The sequence below is a fragment of the Micromonospora sp. NPDC049366 genome, from assembly GCF_044466625.1.
GTDB lineage: Bacteria > Actinomycetota > Actinomycetes > Mycobacteriales > Micromonosporaceae > Micromonospora.
The window spans coordinates 89,599-107,075 of record NZ_JBITMV010000009.1; the positions used below are offsets into that span (position 1 = coordinate 89,599).

The 17,477-nt window shown below is 73.7% G+C and carries 16 protein-coding genes; 7 read left to right on the forward strand and 9 right to left on the reverse strand.

Features of this window, described 5'->3' with window-relative positions:
* Positions 1-20 precede the first annotated feature (20 nt).
* The 5 genes from ACIBTV_RS14905 to ACIBTV_RS14925 all read right to left on the reverse strand — a co-directional run bounded on the left by ACIBTV_RS14905 (position 21) and on the right by ACIBTV_RS14925 (position 7,193).
* Entirely contained in the window at positions 21-1,697 is a 1,677-nt protein-coding gene (locus ACIBTV_RS14905; RefSeq protein ID WP_396705063.1) for a hypothetical protein, read from the reverse strand.
* Positions 1,690-2,520, reverse strand: coding sequence for a hypothetical protein (locus ACIBTV_RS14910; RefSeq protein ID WP_396705065.1), 831 nt, complete (start codon positions 2,518-2,520; stop codon positions 1,690-1,692). The genes ACIBTV_RS14905 and ACIBTV_RS14910 overlap by 8 nt, the downstream gene beginning before the upstream one ends.
* On the reverse strand, positions 2,520-4,817 hold the full coding sequence (locus tag ACIBTV_RS14915; RefSeq protein WP_396705067.1) for a glycosyltransferase family 2 protein: 2,298 nt from the start codon (positions 4,815-4,817) through the stop codon (positions 2,520-2,522). Before ACIBTV_RS14915 ends, ACIBTV_RS14910 begins: the two co-directional genes overlap by 1 nt.
* A gap of 243 nt (positions 4,818-5,060) precedes the next feature.
* Positions 5,061-5,426 carry a VOC family protein gene (locus ACIBTV_RS14920; protein ID WP_396705069.1) on the reverse strand — a complete coding sequence of 122 codons (366 nt, stop codon included), beginning with the start codon at positions 5,424-5,426 and terminating at the stop codon, positions 5,061-5,063.
* A gap of 63 nt (positions 5,427-5,489) precedes the next feature.
* Positions 5,490-7,193: an acyl-CoA dehydrogenase family protein gene (locus ACIBTV_RS14925; protein WP_396705071.1), complete on the reverse strand. Its 1,704-nt coding sequence runs from the start codon at positions 7,191-7,193 to the stop codon at positions 5,490-5,492.
* Between the two features lie 163 nt (positions 7,194-7,356).
* On the opposite strand from ACIBTV_RS14925, the gene ACIBTV_RS14930 reads away from it, so the two are divergent.
* Both ACIBTV_RS14930 and ACIBTV_RS14935 read left to right on the forward strand, forming a co-directional pair.
* Positions 7,357-7,767, forward strand: coding sequence for a hypothetical protein (locus ACIBTV_RS14930; RefSeq protein ID WP_396705355.1), 411 nt, complete (start codon positions 7,357-7,359; stop codon positions 7,765-7,767).
* Entirely contained in the window at positions 7,754-8,947 is a 1,194-nt protein-coding gene (locus ACIBTV_RS14935) for a low temperature requirement protein A (RefSeq protein WP_396705072.1), read from the forward strand. The genes ACIBTV_RS14930 and ACIBTV_RS14935 overlap by 14 nt, the downstream gene beginning before the upstream one ends.
* A gap of 45 nt (positions 8,948-8,992) precedes the next feature.
* Here ACIBTV_RS14935 and ACIBTV_RS14940 read toward each other — a convergent pair whose 3' ends face one another.
* The 3 genes from ACIBTV_RS14940 to ACIBTV_RS14950 all read right to left on the reverse strand — a co-directional run bounded on the left by ACIBTV_RS14940 (position 8,993) and on the right by ACIBTV_RS14950 (position 11,966).
* The gene (locus ACIBTV_RS14940) at positions 8,993-9,709 is read right to left on the reverse strand and encodes a thymidine kinase (RefSeq protein WP_396705074.1); all 717 of its coding nucleotides are present in this window, start codon (positions 9,707-9,709) and stop codon (positions 8,993-8,995) included.
* 74 nt (positions 9,710-9,783) lie between these two features.
* Positions 9,784-11,181: an MFS transporter gene (locus tag ACIBTV_RS14945; protein ID WP_396705076.1), complete on the reverse strand. Its 1,398-nt coding sequence runs from the start codon at positions 11,179-11,181 to the stop codon at positions 9,784-9,786.
* A gap of 17 nt (positions 11,182-11,198) precedes the next feature.
* Positions 11,199-11,966: a glycerophosphodiester phosphodiesterase gene (locus tag ACIBTV_RS14950; RefSeq protein ID WP_396705078.1), complete on the reverse strand. Its 768-nt coding sequence runs from the start codon at positions 11,964-11,966 to the stop codon at positions 11,199-11,201.
* Between the two features lie 99 nt (positions 11,967-12,065).
* On the opposite strand from ACIBTV_RS14950, the gene ACIBTV_RS14955 reads away from it, so the two are divergent.
* Together ACIBTV_RS14955 and ACIBTV_RS14960 are read left to right on the forward strand one after the other, a co-directional pair.
* The gene (locus ACIBTV_RS14955) at positions 12,066-12,521 is read left to right on the forward strand and encodes a helix-turn-helix domain-containing protein (RefSeq protein ID WP_396705080.1); all 456 of its coding nucleotides are present in this window, start codon (positions 12,066-12,068) and stop codon (positions 12,519-12,521) included.
* Complete coding sequence (locus ACIBTV_RS14960) at positions 12,514-12,879, forward strand: DUF4180 domain-containing protein (RefSeq protein WP_396705082.1); 366 nt, start codon at positions 12,514-12,516, stop codon at positions 12,877-12,879. The genes ACIBTV_RS14955 and ACIBTV_RS14960 overlap by 8 nt, the downstream gene beginning before the upstream one ends.
* Before the next feature lie 12 nt (positions 12,880-12,891).
* Here ACIBTV_RS14960 and ACIBTV_RS14965 read toward each other — a convergent pair whose 3' ends face one another.
* Entirely contained in the window at positions 12,892-13,665 is a 774-nt protein-coding gene (locus tag ACIBTV_RS14965; protein WP_396705084.1) for a lysophospholipid acyltransferase family protein, read from the reverse strand.
* 162 nt (positions 13,666-13,827) lie between these two features.
* Here ACIBTV_RS14965 and ACIBTV_RS14970 point away from each other — a divergent pair, with 162 nt between their 5' ends.
* The 3 genes from ACIBTV_RS14970 to ACIBTV_RS14980 all read left to right on the forward strand — a co-directional run bounded on the left by ACIBTV_RS14970 (position 13,828) and on the right by ACIBTV_RS14980 (position 17,467).
* Positions 13,828-15,243 (forward strand): cytochrome ubiquinol oxidase subunit I, encoded by a 1,416-nt coding sequence (locus ACIBTV_RS14970; protein WP_396705356.1) that lies wholly within the window; start codon positions 13,828-13,830, stop codon positions 15,241-15,243.
* Positions 15,244-15,259: 16 nt separating this feature from the next.
* Positions 15,260-16,258 (forward strand): cytochrome d ubiquinol oxidase subunit II, encoded by a 999-nt coding sequence (gene cydB / locus ACIBTV_RS14975; RefSeq protein ID WP_396705086.1) that lies wholly within the window; start codon positions 15,260-15,262, stop codon positions 16,256-16,258.
* A gap of 186 nt (positions 16,259-16,444) precedes the next feature.
* Positions 16,445-17,467: an NAD(P)H-dependent flavin oxidoreductase gene (locus ACIBTV_RS14980; protein WP_396705088.1), complete on the forward strand. Its 1,023-nt coding sequence runs from the start codon at positions 16,445-16,447 to the stop codon at positions 17,465-17,467.
* The last annotated feature ends 10 nt before the right edge of the window (positions 17,468-17,477 follow it).

Consider the following 17,477-nt stretch of genomic DNA (forward strand, 5'->3'; position numbering starts at 1 on the left):
TACGCCCGGCCCGCGGCCGCTCAGCGTAGGCGTCGCTTGACCGCCCGGGCCACCCGCTTCGGGTCGCGGATCACCGCGGCCTTGCGGATCACCTCGGCGAACTGCCCGGCCTTCGAGCCCTTGAAGGCGCGCAGTTCGGCGCGCAGCGCCCGCAACCGGTTCTCCCGTACCTTCAGCTGCTGGTCACGGAAGCGGAGGGTGCGTTCGAGCCCGGCGACGTGACCGGCCAGCTCGACCGCCCGGACGCGGGCGTCCTCGGCCTCGGCGAGCGCCGTACGCACGTCGGTCCCGCCGTCCGCCGGTGCGTCCACCGCGGCGGCGAGCGCGTCGGCGAGACGGCGTCCCCGGTCCAGCAGGCCGGCGTCGGCCTCCTCCCCGCACATGGCCAGCCACACGGTGACCAGGTCGTCGCGGGTCTGCCACGGCGGCCACGGGTGGCGGTGGTGGCCGCCGACCAGCCGGTCGTGGAAGCGGTGCCAGGCGGCGGCCAACCGCTCCGCGGGCGACGCCGGCGCGGCACCGCGCCAGGCGAGCAGCCCTCGGGCGAACCCGTCGCCGTCCACCCCGGTGTCGTCGAGGACGACGAGCAGGTCGTCTCCGCCGGCGCGGGCCCACTCGCCCAGCCGCGCGGCCACCGCCCGGAAGCCCGGCACGTCCTCGGCCGCCGCGAGCCGCCGCAGCAGCCGCTCGACCGACTCACTGTCGGGCAGCTCCGCCGGCTCGTTCACCGGCCGCAGGTCCGCGCCGGCCGCAGCGTCGGCACCGACCACTGTGACCCGCCAGCGGTCCCCGGACAGGTCGGCCGCCAGCACCCGGCCGGAGCCGGCGGCGGCGTACGCGGTGTGCACGGCGCGTACGCCGCTGACGGCGAGCCAGCCGGGCGCGACCGCACCGAGCAGGCCGGCCCGGGCGGCGGCATCGGCGCCGTCGGTCACGGGCGCGAGCAGCGGCTGTGCCGACGCGGCGGCCTCCAGCCCACGGACGGCCAGCCGCGCCGCCGGATGGCCGGGTCGACCGCGCGCCGCGGCGTCCGCGTCGAGGAGGGTGTGCGTCGACCCGGCCGTGTCGAACGCGGCGTACAGGGCGGTCACGTCGAGACCCGACGCGGCCAGCGCGTCGCGGAGCTGCTGCGGCGAGCTCGGACGGGTCGGGTCGTCGTGCAGCGGCCGCCACTCGTCGTCGCCGTGCCGCTCGTGCGCCGGCCGCCCGTCGAGCAGGTCGGTGAGGGCGAACTCGTTGCTCAGGCCGACGATCACCAGGGCGCCCGGTGCCGCCAGCCCGGCCGTCGCCGCCGCCCGACGCGGCCAGTCCCACTCCGGCGAGTCGTAGCCGAGCACCCGGTCCAGACCGTCGGCGGCGAGGACGACGTCGAAGCCGCCGTCCCCCCGCTCCACGAGGCCGTCGAGCGCCCCGGCGACGACCCGCACGTTCGGCGCGTCCACCGTGGCCCGCAGCTCGGTCGCGTCGCTGACGGACCGGAGCAGAACGGTGACCCGGGCGCTGCGGGCGGCCACGGCGGCCACGAGGTCCCCGTCGTGCGGGCCGAGCACCAGCGCGTGCGACGCCGGCGGCAGCAGGTCGTCGAGGAGGGCCGCCAGCACGGGACCGCCGGCCGGGCGGCGCGGGCCGTTCGCGTCGCTCCACGGCTGCATCTCGCCGCGGACCACCGCGATCTCGGTCGAGCTGGTGTCAGTCACGGCGATTCCAATCGAACAGCGTGCGCATCTCGGCGGGCGAGAGCGTCCACGCCCGGCCGAGTTCCTGGTCGGTGATCTCCCGGGCGGTGGCGAGGTCGATGTCCTTGCCGTGCATCTCGGGCCAGAGGCGGGCGACGCGGGCGGTGCCCCCGAACAGCGGGTTCTCGCCCTCCATCGCCATCGGATCGCCGTAGACGGCGGGCTGGCAGCCGGCCGAGACGCCGTAGAAGACCGCCGTGCTGAGGCGGTTGGCGGCCACCCGCTTGTGCCGGCGGAACGCCGCCAACTGCTTGTAGAGGAAGCGCCGGTCGGTGCCCTCGTAGTTCCAGCCGCGCCGGCCGAAGCAGATCACCTCGAAGCCGGCGCGTTCGTAGACCGCGCGGACTTCCGGCCGCTCGTACTCGGTGAAGTACAGGCTCACGGTAACCGGCTCGGTCTCGGTCTCGCGGATCTCGTCGATCAGGCGGGCGTGGTCGCCGTGGATCTTGCCGCCCTCCCAACCGTGGAAGAGGAACCACAGCGTCCCGCGGCGCTCCTCCTCGGGCACCCGGCCGAGGTCGGGCTCCAGGTCCTGCAGGTAGAGCCAGGGGGCGCCCACCACGTGGTAGTTGCGCCGGCCCAGGGCGTGGCCGCGCCGACGCGGCGCGTCGCTCCACACGTACCGCCACGCGCCGTCGAAGAACTCGTGCGCCGGGTTCCAGCCGCAGCCGACGTTCCAGCCGTGCTGTAGGTAGCCGCGGATGCGCGGCGGGAACTCGTCGTCGAACCCGCAGTGGCGGGCGAGGATGTGTGCCTGGCCGTAGTAGTGGTTGTGGTGGTGCATCAGTCCGCCTCCACGTGCAGCCGGCCGGCCCGCGGCAGCAGCCGTACCCGCGCCGCGCCGATGGTGAGGTCGATCGGCAGCACAGCCATCAGGTAGGGGTCGGCCTGCACCGCGTACGGGGACGTGCCGTCGGGTGGCACGACGAACAATGTCCAGTCGATCGCCCCGACACCGGACGCGGGGAGCAGGTTGGCAGCCGGCACCTGCGCTGACCAGGACTTCTCGTCGTACGTGGCGTGGCACGGCACGTCGACGTACGCGTCGGAGCCGTCCACGAAACGCCGCCACACGACCCGGCCCGGATCACGCGGCTCCCACCACGGACCGGCGACGACCAGCCGCTGCCCGGCGTCGCCGTCGGACACCTCGGCCGCGTCCGCGTGCAGCCGCACCGGCCCCTCGAACAGGTTGACGTACCCGCCGGGGGAGCGGGTGACGGTCAGCAGCCGCCCGGCGTGCGTGACGGACACCGACTCCCGCAGCCCGGTGGCGAGCAGCAGCGCGTCGTCGCGGTCGAGGCGGGGCACCCGCGCGGTCCGCTGGCTGAACGGGTCGTCCGGGGTGGCGGCGTCGATCAGGTCGGCGACCGGAACCCGCGCCGTGAACCCGCGGCCGTCGCCGCCGGGCCCCACCAGCAGGGGGACGCGCAGCGTGCCGGACGAGCGGGCCACGGTCAGCGTCGCGTCGGCGGCGGGCGCGGCCAGCCGCCCGGCGAGGACCAGCGCGTCACCGTCCACGGTGGCCTCGGTCAGCTCCGCCGGCCGGCGCAGCGGCCGCAGCGTGAACCGCTCGCCGCCGCTGCTGGGCTGGATCCACAGGTCGTCGGTCACCCACGCCCCGTGCGGGTACTGGGCCGAGCCGTACCCGATGCCGCTGAGCCGACCGCGCCGGTGCAGCGGGCCCACCCGCATGTCGACGGCGATGTGCGGCACGGCGCCGTCCGGGACCGCGGCGGCGAGCAGCCGCCGGGGTACGCGCGTCTCGAAGCCGACGAGCGCGGTGTCGCCGTGGGTGTCGCGGGTCGGGAAGCGGCGCACCGGCAGGGACACCGCCCGCAGCCCACGGACCAGCGACATCCGCAGCCGCCACGTCTCGTCGGCCGGTCGGGGCGCGTGCCGGATGTCGGCGGTGCCCCGCAGAACCAGGTCGGTGTCGTCCCATTCGACCCGGGTCAGCGTGGTGTGCAGGCGCATGTCGCGGCGGGGCAGTCGGTAGAGCCGGCGCGGCACCGAGCGGGCGGCGCCGGTCGGCGTGGGGTACGTGCTCTGGTAGCGCCAGGGCAGGACGGCGTGGCGGCGGGCGCGGGAGTCGTCGACGCCGACATCGGTCCGGTGCTCGGCCAGTCGGCGTAGCAGGTCGGCGTCGCCGGCTTCCAACGCGCGGAACTGAAGCCGGTCCAGGGGCCGGGCCGCCGCCCGCGCGGCCGGGTCGAGCCGCCGGATGAACCGTTGCCCCAGCTCCACGAGCGCCGGCCGCTCGTGCTCCTCGACCGAGCCGAATCCCTGCACGATGGTGGGCAGGTCGATCTCGGTCAGGTGCCCGTGCACCGGCGTACGCAAATCCGGGGCGCGTTCGTCGACGAGGTCGAGGACCGTCAGCGCCGAGGTGATCCGGTCGGCGAGGTTCGCGAAGGCGTACTTCTGCTGGGTGATCGACTCGCCGGACTCCCGCTCCCGCCAGTAGTAGACGGGGGCGCTGAGACAGTCGACGGTGACCGCGTCGAGGTGGGCCCGGAGCGTGACCGGGTAGTCCTCGTACCGGATCGGCGGGAACTCGTAGCCGTTCTCGTCCCAGAACGACCGGCGGTAGACCTTGTTCCACACCATCCGGTCCAGGGCCAGCGCCGGGTACTCGAGGATGTGGGTGACCTCGCGGTCGGCGGCGAAGATGCTCCGGTGCAGGTACGCGGCGCGGACCCCGAGGGTGTTGTTGAACCGGCGGGCGTTGCCGGCGGCCAGCGACGAGCCGGTGCGGTCGAGTGAGCCGACCAGCAGCTCGTACGCGTGCGCCGGCACCAGGTCGTCGCTGTCGACGAAGGTGAGGTACTCGCCGGTGCTGTGCGCGGTCCCGGTGTTGCGGGCGGGGCCGAGGCCCTGGTTCTCCTGCCGGACGAGGCGGAACCGCGGGTCGTCGGCGCAGAACTGCGCGGCCACCTCGGCGCTGCCGTCGGACGAGCCGTCGTCCACCAACACCACTTCGAGATCGGTGAAGGTCTGCCGGGTGATGGAGCGCAGGCAGTCGCCGATGTAGGGCGCGACGTTGTAGAAGGGGACGACGACGCTCAGCCGTGGTGGCATTCAGACCCCCGGCCGGGTGCGGACGGAGGAGACGACGCGTTGTGAACCACGACACCAGGTTTTCGGGAGAGGTGGGCCTGTCATCCGCCGCGGTGGCGATCACCGGGCGGCGCCCAGCGTAGCCCGGGTGGGGTGCGCGAACGGCGACTCAGCGCCGCCCGCGCACCACAATTCACCTCCGCTTGTCCGGCAGGTCATCCGGCGAGTCCGGCGGGTTCACCGGGCGCCCACGCCGACCGCCGGTCAGCCGCGGCGGCAGATGCAGAACGGCTGCCCGACCGGGTCGATGAGCACCATCCAGCGCTCACCGCCGGGCTGGAACTCCGGCTTCGACGCTCCGGCGGCGACGAACTCCTTCTCGGCCTGCGCCAGGTCGTCGACGTAGAGGTCGAGGTGGTAGCGCTTTCCGCCGACCGGGTCGGGCCAGGACGGCGGCTGATAGCCGTCGACCAGGCCGAAGCCGATCGACACCCCACCACCGCTGATCATCGCGTACTCGGGCTGGCTGTGCGTGACCTCCCAGCCGAGCAGCCGGTGGTAGAAGGCGGCGTGGGCGGCGGGATCGGAGCTGTCCAGGTTGACCATGGCAAGGTCGGCTTTCACTGTCATGCCGGCAGTCTCGCGCCCGTACCTGCCATCTCCTGTCAGGTACCGTCGGGCGGGCCGGGACGGTCAGGCGAGCAGGTCCAGGTGGTGGTGGGCGTCCGCGGCGACGTCCTCGTGCCGCAGCCAGCGGCGTGCCCACAGCCGGGCCGCCACCTCGGCCTGCTCGTCGCCCCACGCGGCGTGCTCCACGAGCAGGGCGGCGGTGAGCGCGTGGGCCAGGCGCAGAGCCAACCCGCGGGCGCCGGCGACCACCGCGACGGACTGCGGGTCGGCGGTCACCCCGGCGAGGGCGGCACGCAGCTCGGCGGTGGCCGCGGCGAGCGTGTCGGCCAGCGTCGGCGACAGCGGCCGGGCCAGGTCGACGGCGGCGGCCAGGCGCCGCAGCAGCGGCGCGCCGGCGTCCTCGCGACTGACCGCCCGCAGCACGTCCATGGCGAGCACGTTGGTGGTGCCCTCCCAGATCGGCAGGACTTGCGCGTCGCGCAGCAGCCGGGGCACGCCGGTGTCCTCCACGTAGCCGGCGCCGCCGAAGGCCTCCACGTACTCGCTGGCGGAGCTGACCGCCAGGCGGCCGGTGGCGAGCTTCGCCAGCGGCGCCACGATGCGCAGCTCCGCCGCGGCGGCCGGATCGGCGCCGACCTCGACCCGGCCGAGCAGCGCGAAGGCGTGCCCGGCGAGCACGAACGCGCCCGCCGCGTCGACGGCGAGGGTGCCGAGGGTGGCCCGGTGCAGCGGGGACGCCGTGAGCGCCCCACCGGCGACGTGCCGGGCAGCGGCGTACGCCAGCGCGTGGGCCAGGCCGCGCCGCATCCCGCCGGCGGCCGCGGCGGCGTTGTGCACCCGGGTCACCACCACCAGGGTCATCGCCCGGACGAGGCCGGGTCGGGCGGGGTCACCCAACGGCAGGGCGTACGCGTCGCGCAGCCCGATCTCGGCGGTGGGCAGGGCCCGGGTGCCGAGCTTGTCCTTGAGGCGGTGCACGGTGACGCCCGGCGCGGGCGCGTCGGGGGCGGCGGTCCCCGCCAGAGGCGAGTCGGCGGCGTAGCGGGGAACCAGGAACGGGGCGAGCACCCGGCTGCCCCGGCCGGCGCCCTCGGGTCGGGCCAGCGCCACGGCCATCGCCGCGTCGGCGGCCGAACAGAACCACTTCTCGCCGGTGATCCGCCACGAGCCGTCGGCGGCGGGCCGGCCGATGGTGCTGGAGCGGGCCAGGTCGGAGCCGCCCTGCGACTCGGTCATCCACTGCCCACTGGTGATCGCCGTGGCCGGGTCGGTGGAGATCAGCCGTGGCAGCCAGGCGTCGCGGACGTCCCGATCGACGTCGGGGAGGCTGAGCAGCGCCGCCGCGCCGTCGGCCATCGCCACCGGGCAGGAGAAGGTGGCCGACTCGGGGCCGTACAGGTGCAGCAGGGCGTGTTGGACGACCCGCGCGGCGGCCCCCCACGTGCCGCGCGCCGAGTCCAGGTAGGGCAGGGCGACCACGGCGTGCCGGGCGGCGGCGGCGCGCTGCGCCTGCCAGCCGGCGGACGTGTCGATCCGGTCGACCCGGGCACCCCACGGGTCGTAGCGCACCAGCGTCGGCGGGTGCGCCTCGGCGTCGGCGTGCGCGGCGCGCAGCGACCCCACCACGTCGGCGGCGAGGTCGGCCAGCCGGCCCTTGGCGGCGGCGTGCCCGGCCGCGCCGAGCTGCCGCTCCAGCCAGGAGCGCAACAGCGCGTCCGTGGCGTACGGGTCGTCGAGGGCGGGTACCGGCTGCACGAAGCGGGTCATGGGTGGCTCCTGGCACGCGCTCGGGGGTGGTGCGCCCGACGGTAGACGATGCGCCGGCACCGGCGACAGAGCCGTTTGCCGCCCGCGGACCCGCGGGTTTGCCTACCGTCGGATCGTGGGGGCTGTGCAGTCGTGGAGCGGGCCGGTGCGGCCCCGCCGACCGATGCGCACCGGGATGGTGTTCGCCGGTGTCGCGGTCGCCCTGTGCTGCGTCGGGGTGGCCGGCCTGGGGGTGTGGAACCTTCAGGTCGTCACCCAGGCGGCCGGGCCGGTGCGGGAGACCACCGACGAGTTCCTGCGTTCGGTGACCGTGGGCGACACCGACGGCGCGTACGACCGGCTCTGCGAGGAGGCCCGCGGCAAGTGGAGCGAGATCGGATTCACCAGCTGGGTGAAGACCCCGCCGATGGTCCGCGACTACGAGATCACCGACGTGTCGGTGAGCACCCGCGGTGGTCGCCCGCGCGGCACGGTGACCGTGCAGATCACCCGCGACAGCGGCGCCACCGAGGAACGGAAGCTGCCGGTCGTGCAGGAGGGCCGCCACTGGCGGATCTGCGGTGACCCCTTCTGAGCCGCCGGCCATCGACCTGGCTCACCCCCGGTTGCTGCGCGAGCGTCAGGGCGTCGAACCGACCACCTCGACCGAGCTCTTCTTCGACCTGGTCTTCATCTTCACCGTCACCCAGCTGTCGCACTATCTGATCGAGCACCCGGACTGGCGGGGCGCCGGACGGACGGCGCTGTTGCTGGCGTTGGTCTGGTTCGTCTGGGTCTACACGACCTGGGTGACCAACTGGCTGCATCCGGATCAGGGGCCGGTGCGGGCGATGCTGATCGGGGTGACGCTGGGCAGCCTGCTGTTGTCGGCGGCGATCCCGCAGGCGTTCGCCGGGACGGGCTTGCTCTTCGCGGCCGTGTACGTGACCGTGCAGGTGGGTCGGACGATGTTCGGACTGTGGGCGACGCGGGGCAGCCCCTGGTTGGTCGCCGGATTTCAGCAGTCCCTGCCGTGGATCGCCGGGACGTCCGTGCTCGTGGTCCTCGGCGGTCTGGTCGGTGGGGCCGCCCGGGAGGCGCTGTGGGCGGCCGTGATCGTGCTCGAGGTGGTCGGCCTGTCGATCGGCTACCCGATTCCCGGGCGGGGGCGCTCCCGCCCCGAGCGGTGGCTGGTGGAGGGTGGGCACCTGGCCGAGCGCTGCGCGGCGTTCGTCCTCATCGCGTTGGGTGAGTCGATCCTGGTCACCGGCAGCACCCTCACCCGGCACGTGGACCTGGTGACGTCCGGGGCGTTCCTGGTGGCGTTCGCCGGTTCGGTGGCGCTGTGGTGGGTCTACTTCGCCCGCTCGGCGCCGGCCGCCACGGAGGTCATCGCCCGGGCCGGGGAGCGCACCGGCGCGTTGAGCCGGCTGGCGTTCAACTACCTGCACCCGGTGATGGTGGCCGGTATCGTCGTCACCTCGGCGGGCGACGAGCGGCTGCTACGCGAGCCCGGCGCGCCCGCCACCATGGTCAGCGCCCTGTTCACCCTGGGCGGTCCGGCGCTCTTCCTCGCCGGACACGCCGCCTACAAGGCGGTGCTGTGGCGCGGTCTGCCGGCCAGCCGGATCGCGGCGGTGGTGGTGCTGCTGGCGTTGATACCGGCCTGCGAGCGGCTGGGGGTGACCGTCGTGGGCTGCGCGGTGCTGGCGACCGTGGTGACCGTGGCGGTGATCATGACCGACCGGCTCCGGGTCCGGCGGGGCGCGCGATGACCGCTCCGAGCCGGGCGACGGGCCGGTGTCGGGGCGGCGCGGAGCTCAGTCGCGGGGGCCGAGGTCGCCGCTGCGGTAGTGCCGCCGGCACAGCACCTGGTAGCGCACGTCGGCGGTGTCGACGGTGTCGCCGATGACGACCTGGGCGCCCTCCCGGACCACCCGCCCGTCGACCACGCGGGCGTTGAGCAGGCCCTCCCGGCCGCACCAGCAGAGCACCTCGACCTGGATGCGGGCCACCTCGTCGGCAAGTTCGAACAGGCGCTGCGCGGCGGGGAAGAGGCAGGAGCGGAAGTCGGTGGCCAGCCCGAACGCGTACACGTCGACGTCGTAGCTGTCGACCAGCTCGGCCATCTGCTCGACGTGCTCGACGCTGTAGAAGCTGGCCTCGTCGCAGATCAGGTAGTCGACGCGTACGCCCTCGGCCCACCGCCCACGGACCAGCGCCCGAAGGTCCAGGTCGTCGGTGACCTCGATGGCCTCGTGGGCCAGGCCGATGCGGGTGGTGACCTGCGGTCCGAGCGACCGGTCGATGCGGGTGGTGACGAGCCCTCGACGGCCCTGTCGGGCGTGGTTGTAGTTCATCTGCAGCGCCATCGTGGACTTACCGCAGTCCATCGGTCCCCAGAAGAACTTCAGCGCGGCGGCGTGCAGCGGCCGCCCGTCGAGTCCGCGCGCGGCGGCACACCCGGCCGAGGAGTCGTCCGGGCCGGCGAGGGGCCGGGCGAGGCAGGCGGGTGCGGCAGCGGCGTCGTCGGTCACGGTCGGGCAGCCTAACCCATCGACCAGGCCGGATCCGGCCGGCGGAGCACCACCGGCCGGACGCGGGGGTGGTGTCAGAGCACGCGCGGAGGTGTGTTACCGGCCGCGACGATCGCCCGGCGGATCGGCACGGCCAGCAGCAGCAGGAAGCCGACCACGAAGAAGATCAGCAGCGAGACCAGGCCGACCCGGTAGGAGGCGGTCAGCTGGAAGACCAGGCCGAACGCGAGGGGCCCGAGCCAGCTGGTGCCCTTGTCGCTGATCTCGTAGAAGCCGTAGTACTCGCCCTCCTTGCCGGTGGGGATGAGCTGGCTGAACAGCGACCGGCTCAGTGCCTGGCTGCCGCCCAGGACCAGACCGATCGCACCGCCGAGGATCATGAACGGCACCGGCGCCTCGGCGGGCAGCCGGAACGCGGCGATGATCACAGCGGTCCACAGCACCAGGCTCAGCAGCACCGTCTTCCAGGCGCCGATGCGCCGGGCGAGCGCGCCGAGGGACAACGCGCCGCCGAAGGCGAGGAACTGCACGAGCAGGATGGTGACGATCAGGGTGCTCTGCTCCAGCTTCAGCTCCTCGGTGCCGTACTGGCTGGCCAGGGTGATCACCGTCTGGATGCCGTCGTTGTAGACGAGGAAGGCGAGCAGGAAGAACAGCGTCAGCGGGTACGCCTTGATCTCGCGCAGGGTGCGGCCGAGCTGCTTGAACCCGTCGGTGAGCACGTTGCCGCCGCCGGCGAGGGCCGCCGCGGTGGGGTGCTCGCGCAGCCAGCGCAGCGGCACCAGGGTGAACAACGCCCACCAGACGCCGGCGGAGACGATCGACCAGCGGGCCAGGTCCAGGGTGCGCTGCGGGTTGCCCTCCTCGCTGAACATGGTGACGGCGACCAGGTTGATGGCCAGCAGCAGACCACCGCCGAGGTAGCCCAGCGCCCAGCCACGGCTGGAGATGCCGTCGCGTTCGTCCGGCCCGCCGAGCTGCGGCAGGAACGAGTTGTAGACCACGATGGCGGCGCCGAAGCTGATGTTGGCGATCAGGAACAGCGCCCCGCCGAGCAGGTAGCGGTCGCCGGTGACGAAGGCCATCGCGATGGTCGCGCCGGAGCCGGTGAACGCGGCCCCGGCGAGCAGTCGCTTCTTGTGCGCCGACCGGTCCGCGACGGCGCCGACGACGGGCAGCACGAACACGGTGAGGAACACCGACAGCGAGATCAGGTACGGGTAGTACGAGCCGGCGGCGACGCGGATGCCCAGCGGGTGCACGTACCCGTCGCAGCTGTCGGCGCCCAGCTCACACCCGGCGGCGAGCTCGGCGACGGTGGTGAGGAACGGCCCCAGGAACACCGTGATGACGGTGGTCTGGAAGGCCGAGTTGGCCCAGTCGTAGACGTACCAGCCGGTGCGTTCGCGGCGGGTGCTCGCCGGGGGAGGCGGGTTGTTGCCCTGCACCGCGGGGGTCACGGTCTCGGCCATCGGGTCCTCGTGGGGGATCAGGCGGCCCAGTGGCCGCGGCTGCGGTAGACGTCGCGCAGCACGCCGACGTGATCGGTCATGATGCCATCCACACCACGATCAAGTAAGTCGTGCATGTCGGCGGGTTCGTCGATCGTCCAGACGTGCACCTGGAGGCCGAGCGCGTGGGCGTAGCGCAGGAACCGGCGGTCCGCTACGGGCACCCGCCCGTAGCGCACCGGGACCTGCGCGGCCACCACGGACGGCGGCAGCCGCACCGGTCGCCCGGTCAGGGACGCCATCCGCAGCCGGGCCACGCCGCGCATGCCCAGCGAGGTGGCCACCCGGCCTTCGGTGAGCGCGCGCATCCGGACCAGCCGGGCGTCGCTGAAGGAGGCGAGCAGCACCCGGTGTTCGGCGCCCGTCCGGGCGACCGTGGCGACCGCCGGCTCCACGCCGGAGTCGGACTTCACGTCGATGTTGAACCGCACCTCGGGCCACGCGGTGAGCACCTCGTCGAGGCGGGGCACGACGGCGGCGCCGCCGACGCGTACCGAGGCGAGGTCGGCCCAGCGCAGGTCGGCGATGCGGCCCGGCTCGCCGGTGACCCGGCGCAGCGTGGCGTCGTGGAAGACGACGCTCACCCCGTCGGCGGTGGCGTGCACGTCGGTCTCGACGTAGCGGTAGCCGAGCGCGACCGCGCGGGCGAACGCCTCGGCGGTGTTCTCGTCGCCGTCGGCGGCGCCGCCACGGTGGGCGAAGGCCAGCGGCGCGGGCGCGTCGAGGTAGGGGTGGCGGGGTTGCACGCGGGCAGTATGCCGCGCCCGGGTGGCGCCCAGGTGACCAGCCGGCATACCCGTTAAGAACTTCCCTATCGCTCCCTAACCCGCCTATTATCGGGTGCGATGAGTAATGACATGTACTCGGCGGAGCGGGTCGCCGAGCTTTTGGGCCTGCACGTACGCACCGTGCGCGGCTACATCCGCACCGGCCGGCTGCGGGCGGTGCGGATCGGCAAGCAGTACCGGATCGCGCGCGCCGACCTCGACGCCCTGACCGGCCGGTCCGCACCGGCCCCGTCCGCCGCGCCCGCGACGCTGGAGGTGTCGAGCATCGTGCAGCTCGACGGCGTCGACCGGGCCGCCGCCGACCGGCTCGCCACCGTCGTCCTCGCCGGGGTCAACACCCATCACGACCAGGCACGCCCCCTGCGCGTGCAGACCGTCCACGACGAGGAACGCCACCGAGTGAAGATCGTGATCCTGGGCGACGCCGCCGGCACCGCCGACCTGCTGCGACTGCTCGACGCCGTGCTGCACGGCGACAACGACCTGTTCTCCGGGGAGGGTGAGCATGGCTGACGTGCTGGAGGAGCGCGCCGGAGTGCCCGTGCTCGTCTGCGACCCCGCCGGCCCGCCGGTGGCCACCACCGAGCAGGCCCTGGACCTGATCGGCGGCGCGGCCTGGGGCGGGGCGCAGGTGGTGGCGATGCCCGCCGAGCGGCTCGACCCGAGCTTCTTCTCGCTGGGCACCCGGTTCGCCGGGGAGGTCATGCAGAAGTTCGTCAACTACCGGCTGCGGCTGGTGGTCGTCGGCGACATCTCCACTCACCTCGCGGCCAGTGGCGCGCTGCGCGCGCTGGTCACCGAGTCCAACCGGCACGACCACGTCTGGTTCGTGCCCGACCTGGCCGCGCTCGACGCCCGGTTGGCCGGCTGACCGTCGATCCCGTCAGGTCGGGCGGCGGCGGTGGGAGCGGCTGGTGTCGGTCGGGCGGCCCGGGTCGACGTGTCGAGGCCGGTCGGGCTCGTCGGGACGCAGCGGCACCAGCGCGTCGGTGATCGCGTCGATGATGCGGTCGGTGGCCCGGCGGGCCGAGCCCGGCGTGTCCCGGGTGAGGCCGCCGAGGTCGACGGGGTCGCCGAAGTGCACCCGGATCACCGGCCGGCGCGCCACCGAGCGGGCGAGTCCGCGCAACAGCCCCTTCGGCGACCGGTACGGCACCACCTCGTGGGAGCCCCACTGCGCCACCGGGATCACCGGCGCGTCGCAGGCGAGGGCGAGCCGGGCCGCGCCGGTCTTGCCGCGCTCGGGCCACATGCCGGGGTCCAGGCCGATGCGGCCCTCCGGATAGACCAGGACCACCGAGCCGGCGGCGACGGCCGCGGCGGCGTCGTCGAGGGCCCGGCCGACCGCGGCGGTGCCCCGGTCGACGCGGATGTGCCCGGCCCGGCGCATCGCGGCCCCGATCAGCGGGGCGCGGAACAGCCCGCCGGTGGCCATGATCCGGGGGGCGACGCCCCGGGCCCGGCACCCGGCGGTGAGCACGACCGGGTCGAACGGGCTGATGTGGTTGGCGGCGAGGACCAGCGGCCCGCGGCGCAGCTCCTCGGGCACCTGACCGGTGACCTCGAGCCGGGCGACGGCGCCGACGACGCCGCGCGCGAGCAGTTGGGCGGTACGCCAGATCGCGGGCGGCTGCCAGGTGGCGCGGGCGGTGTCCATCAGCGGTGAATGGTCGCACGGGTCCGCCCGGGGAGTTCGGACGGCCCGGGTGATCAGGGTCATTGGTCCCGGGTCGGTTCGGGCCCCCCGCCCCTGCCCATTTCTCTACGACGGGCAGTAGTATTTACTACGTCCCGTAGTATGAACAGCTGGGGGTTCCAGGTGGACGCGTTGGACGTCGCCCGCTGGCAGTTCGGTGTCACCACCGTCTACCACTTCCTCTTCGTGCCGTTGACCATCGGCCTGTCCGTGCTGGTCGCCATCCTGCAGACGATGTGGCACCGCACCGGCAACGAGCGCTACCTCAAGCTCACCAAGTTCTACGGCAAGCTCTTCCTCATCAACTTCGCCATGGGCGTGGTCACCGGCATCGTGCAGGAGTTCCAGTTCGGCATGAACTGGAGCGACTACTCCCGCTTCGTGGGCGACATCTTCGGGGCGCCCCTGGCGATCGAGGCGCTGGTCGCGTTCTTCCTCGAGTCCACCTTCATCGGGTTGTGGATCTTCGGCTGGGACCGGCTGCCCAAGCGGCTACACCTGGCCGCAATCTGGGCCGCCGCGATCGGCACCAACCTGTCCGCGTACTTCATCCTCGCCGCGAACTCCTTCATGCAGAACCCGGTCGGCTACCGCGTCAACCCCGACACCGGGCGCGCCGAGCTGACCGACTTCGTCGCGGTGCTCACCAACAAGGTCGCCCTCATCACCTTCCCGCACACCATCGCGGGCGCGTTCCTGGTGGCCGGCTCGCTGCTGGTCGCCGTCGCGATGTGGCACCTGATCCGCAACCGCGACTCGGCCGACACCCCCACCTACCGGTTCGCCGCCAAGTTCGGCTCCTGGGTCACCCTGATCGCCGCCGCCGGCGTCGTCATCACCGGCGACATCCAGGGCAAGATCATGACCCAGGTGCAGCCGATGAAGATGGCCGCCGCCGAGGGCCTCTACAACACAGAGAGCCCCGCCTCGTTCTCCGTCCTCACCGTCGGCAGCCTGGACGGCAGCCGCGAACTGTTCGCCATCAAGATCCCGTACCTGCTGTCGTACCTCGGCACCGGTGACCCGCGCGGCACCGTGCACGGCATCGACGACCTGCAGGCCCAGTACGCCAGCCAGTACGGCCCGGGCAACTACGCACCGATCATCCCGGTCACCTACTGGAGCTTCCGCTTCATGATCGCCTTCGGGCTGGCCGCCGCGGCGATCGCCCTGCTGGTGCTCTGGACCCACCGCAAGGGCCGCGCCCCGCGCAGCGAGTGGCTGCTGCGCGCCGGCCTGGTCATGCCCGTGCTGCCACTGGTCGCGAACTCCTTCGGCTGGATCTTCACCGAGATGGGCCGCCAGCCCTGGATCGTCTTCGGCGAGATGCTCACCCGCAACGGCGTCTCCCGCAGCGTGTCGCTGACCGAGGTGCTCACCTCGTTCACCGCGTTCACTCTGATCTACGCGACCCTCGCCGTGATCGAGTTCAAGCTGCTGGTCCGCTACGCCAAGGCCGGCGTACCCGACCTGACGCCACAGCCCGAGATCGACGACAGCCACGACGACGCCGAGCGCCCGCTCGCCTTCGCCTACTGACCCGGGAGCGCACACCGTGGACCTCACGACCATCTGGTTCCTGCTCGTCGCCGTGCTCTTCACCGGCTACTTCATCCTGGAGGGCTTCGACTTCGGCGTCGGCATGCTGCTGCCCGTGCTCGGCCGCGACGACCGGGAACGCCGCGTCCTGATCAACACCATCGGCCCGGTGTGGGACGGCAACGAGGTATGGCTGATCACCGCCGGCGGCGCGATGTTCGCCGCCTTCCCCGAGTGGTACGCGACCCTCTTCTCCGGCTTCTACCTGCCGCTGCTGCTGATCCTGCTCGCCCTGATCGCCCGCGGCGTCGCCTTCGAATACCGGCACAAGCGCCCCGAGCAGTCCTGGAAGCGCCGCTGGGACGCCGCGATCTTCTTCGGCTCCCTGGTGCCCGCCGTGCTGTGGGGCGTGGCGTTCGCCAACATCCTGCGCGGCGTGCCGCTCAACGCCGAACACGAGTACGTCGGCGGCCTGTTCAACCTGCTCAACCCGTACGCCCTGCTCGGCGGCGCGACCACCGCGGCGCTGTTCCTCACCCACGGCGCGGTGTTCGTCGCCCTGAAGACCGTCGGCGACATCCGCGAGCGGGCCGGCGCCCTCGCCGTGCGCGTCGGCGTGGTCACCGCCGTCCTCGCCGTCGCGTTCCTCACCTGGACGCTGGGCATCCGGTCCAGCACGGCCGCCGTCGTGCTCGCCGTCGGCGCGGCACTCGCCCTGCTCGGTGGTCTCGCCGCCGCCCGCGTACGCCGGGAGGGCTGGGCGTTCACCGGCACCGCCGTGGCGATCGGCCTGGCCGTGGCGACCCTGTTCGCCGCGCTCTTCCCCAACGTGCTGCCCTCCACCCTGGACGCGGCCGGCACGCTGACCGCCACCAACGCGGCCTCCACCCCGTACACCCTGAAGATCATGACCTGGGTGGCGGTGGTGTTCACCCCGATCGTGCTCGCCTACCAGGGCTGGACGTACTGGGTGTTCCGCAAGCGGATCGGCGTGGTCCACATCCCGCAGCACTGAGGACCCGCCCGCCGGCCCGCCCGCTCCCCTCATTCCCCGGGGCGGGCCGGCGGGCGCCTTTTCCGCGGCCGGCGCCGGCCGCTGGTCCAGCGGGCCCTCCGCGACCGCGACGCCGGCGGCGCGGCCGTGGAGGGTCGCGGCTGGTTCCGTCCGGGGCCGGTGGGTGGCGCGGCTAGGGTGGAGCCGGTGAGTGATCTGTTCGGTGCCCCGACGCCGCTGGTGGGCGCCCCGATGGCCGGTGGCGCCACGACCCCCGCCCTGGTGCGGGCCGTCACCGCCGCCGGTGGCTTCGGCTTCCTCGCCGCCGGCTACCGCACCGCCGAGGCGGTCGCCGCCGACCTGGCCGACCTCGCCGCCACCGGCACGCCGTGCGGGGTGAACCTGTTCGTGCCCGGCCCACCCGAGATCGACGAGCCGACGTTCCGCCGGTACGCGCGGGAGATCGCCGCCGAGGGCGAGCCGTACGGCCTCGACCTCACCGCCGCGGCGCCGGTGCACGACGACGACCACTGGGCCGACAAGATCGACCTGCTGGTGCGCCACCCGGTGCCGGTGGTCAGCTTCACCTTCGGCCTGCCCGACCCGGCGGCCGTCACCGCCCTGCGCCGGGCCGGCACCCGGGTGCTGGTCACGGTGACCTCGGTCGACGAGGCGCGCGCCGCGCTCGACCTCGGCGCCGACGGTCTCGTCGCGCAGGGCACCGAGGCGGGCGGGCACAGCGGCACCCACACCCCACGCCGGCCGGCGCCGCCCCGCTCCACCCGCCCGCTGGTACGCGACGTGGTCGCGGCGACGGGGCTGCCCGTGGTGGCCACCGGCGGAGTCGCCGGCCCCGACGACGTACGCGACCTGCTCGCCGTCGGCGCGACCGCGGTGGCCGTCGGCACCCTGCTGCTGCGCACCGACGAGAGTGGGGCCAGCCGGACGCACCGCGACGCGCTGGCCGACCCGGCCCGCACCGGCACCGTGCTGACCCGCGCCTTCACCGGCCGGCCCGCGCGGGGGCTGCGCAACACGTTCATCGACCGGCACGAGCCGTCGGCGCCGCTGGGCTACCCGGAGCTGCACCACCTGACCCGGGGGATGCGCGCGGCGGCCGCGGCGGCGGGACATCCGGACCGGCTGCACCTGTGGGCGGGCACCGGCTACCGGAACGCCACCACCGGCCCCGCCACCACAGTGATCGCCCGCCTGACGACACCTCTCTGACCCGCCGCCC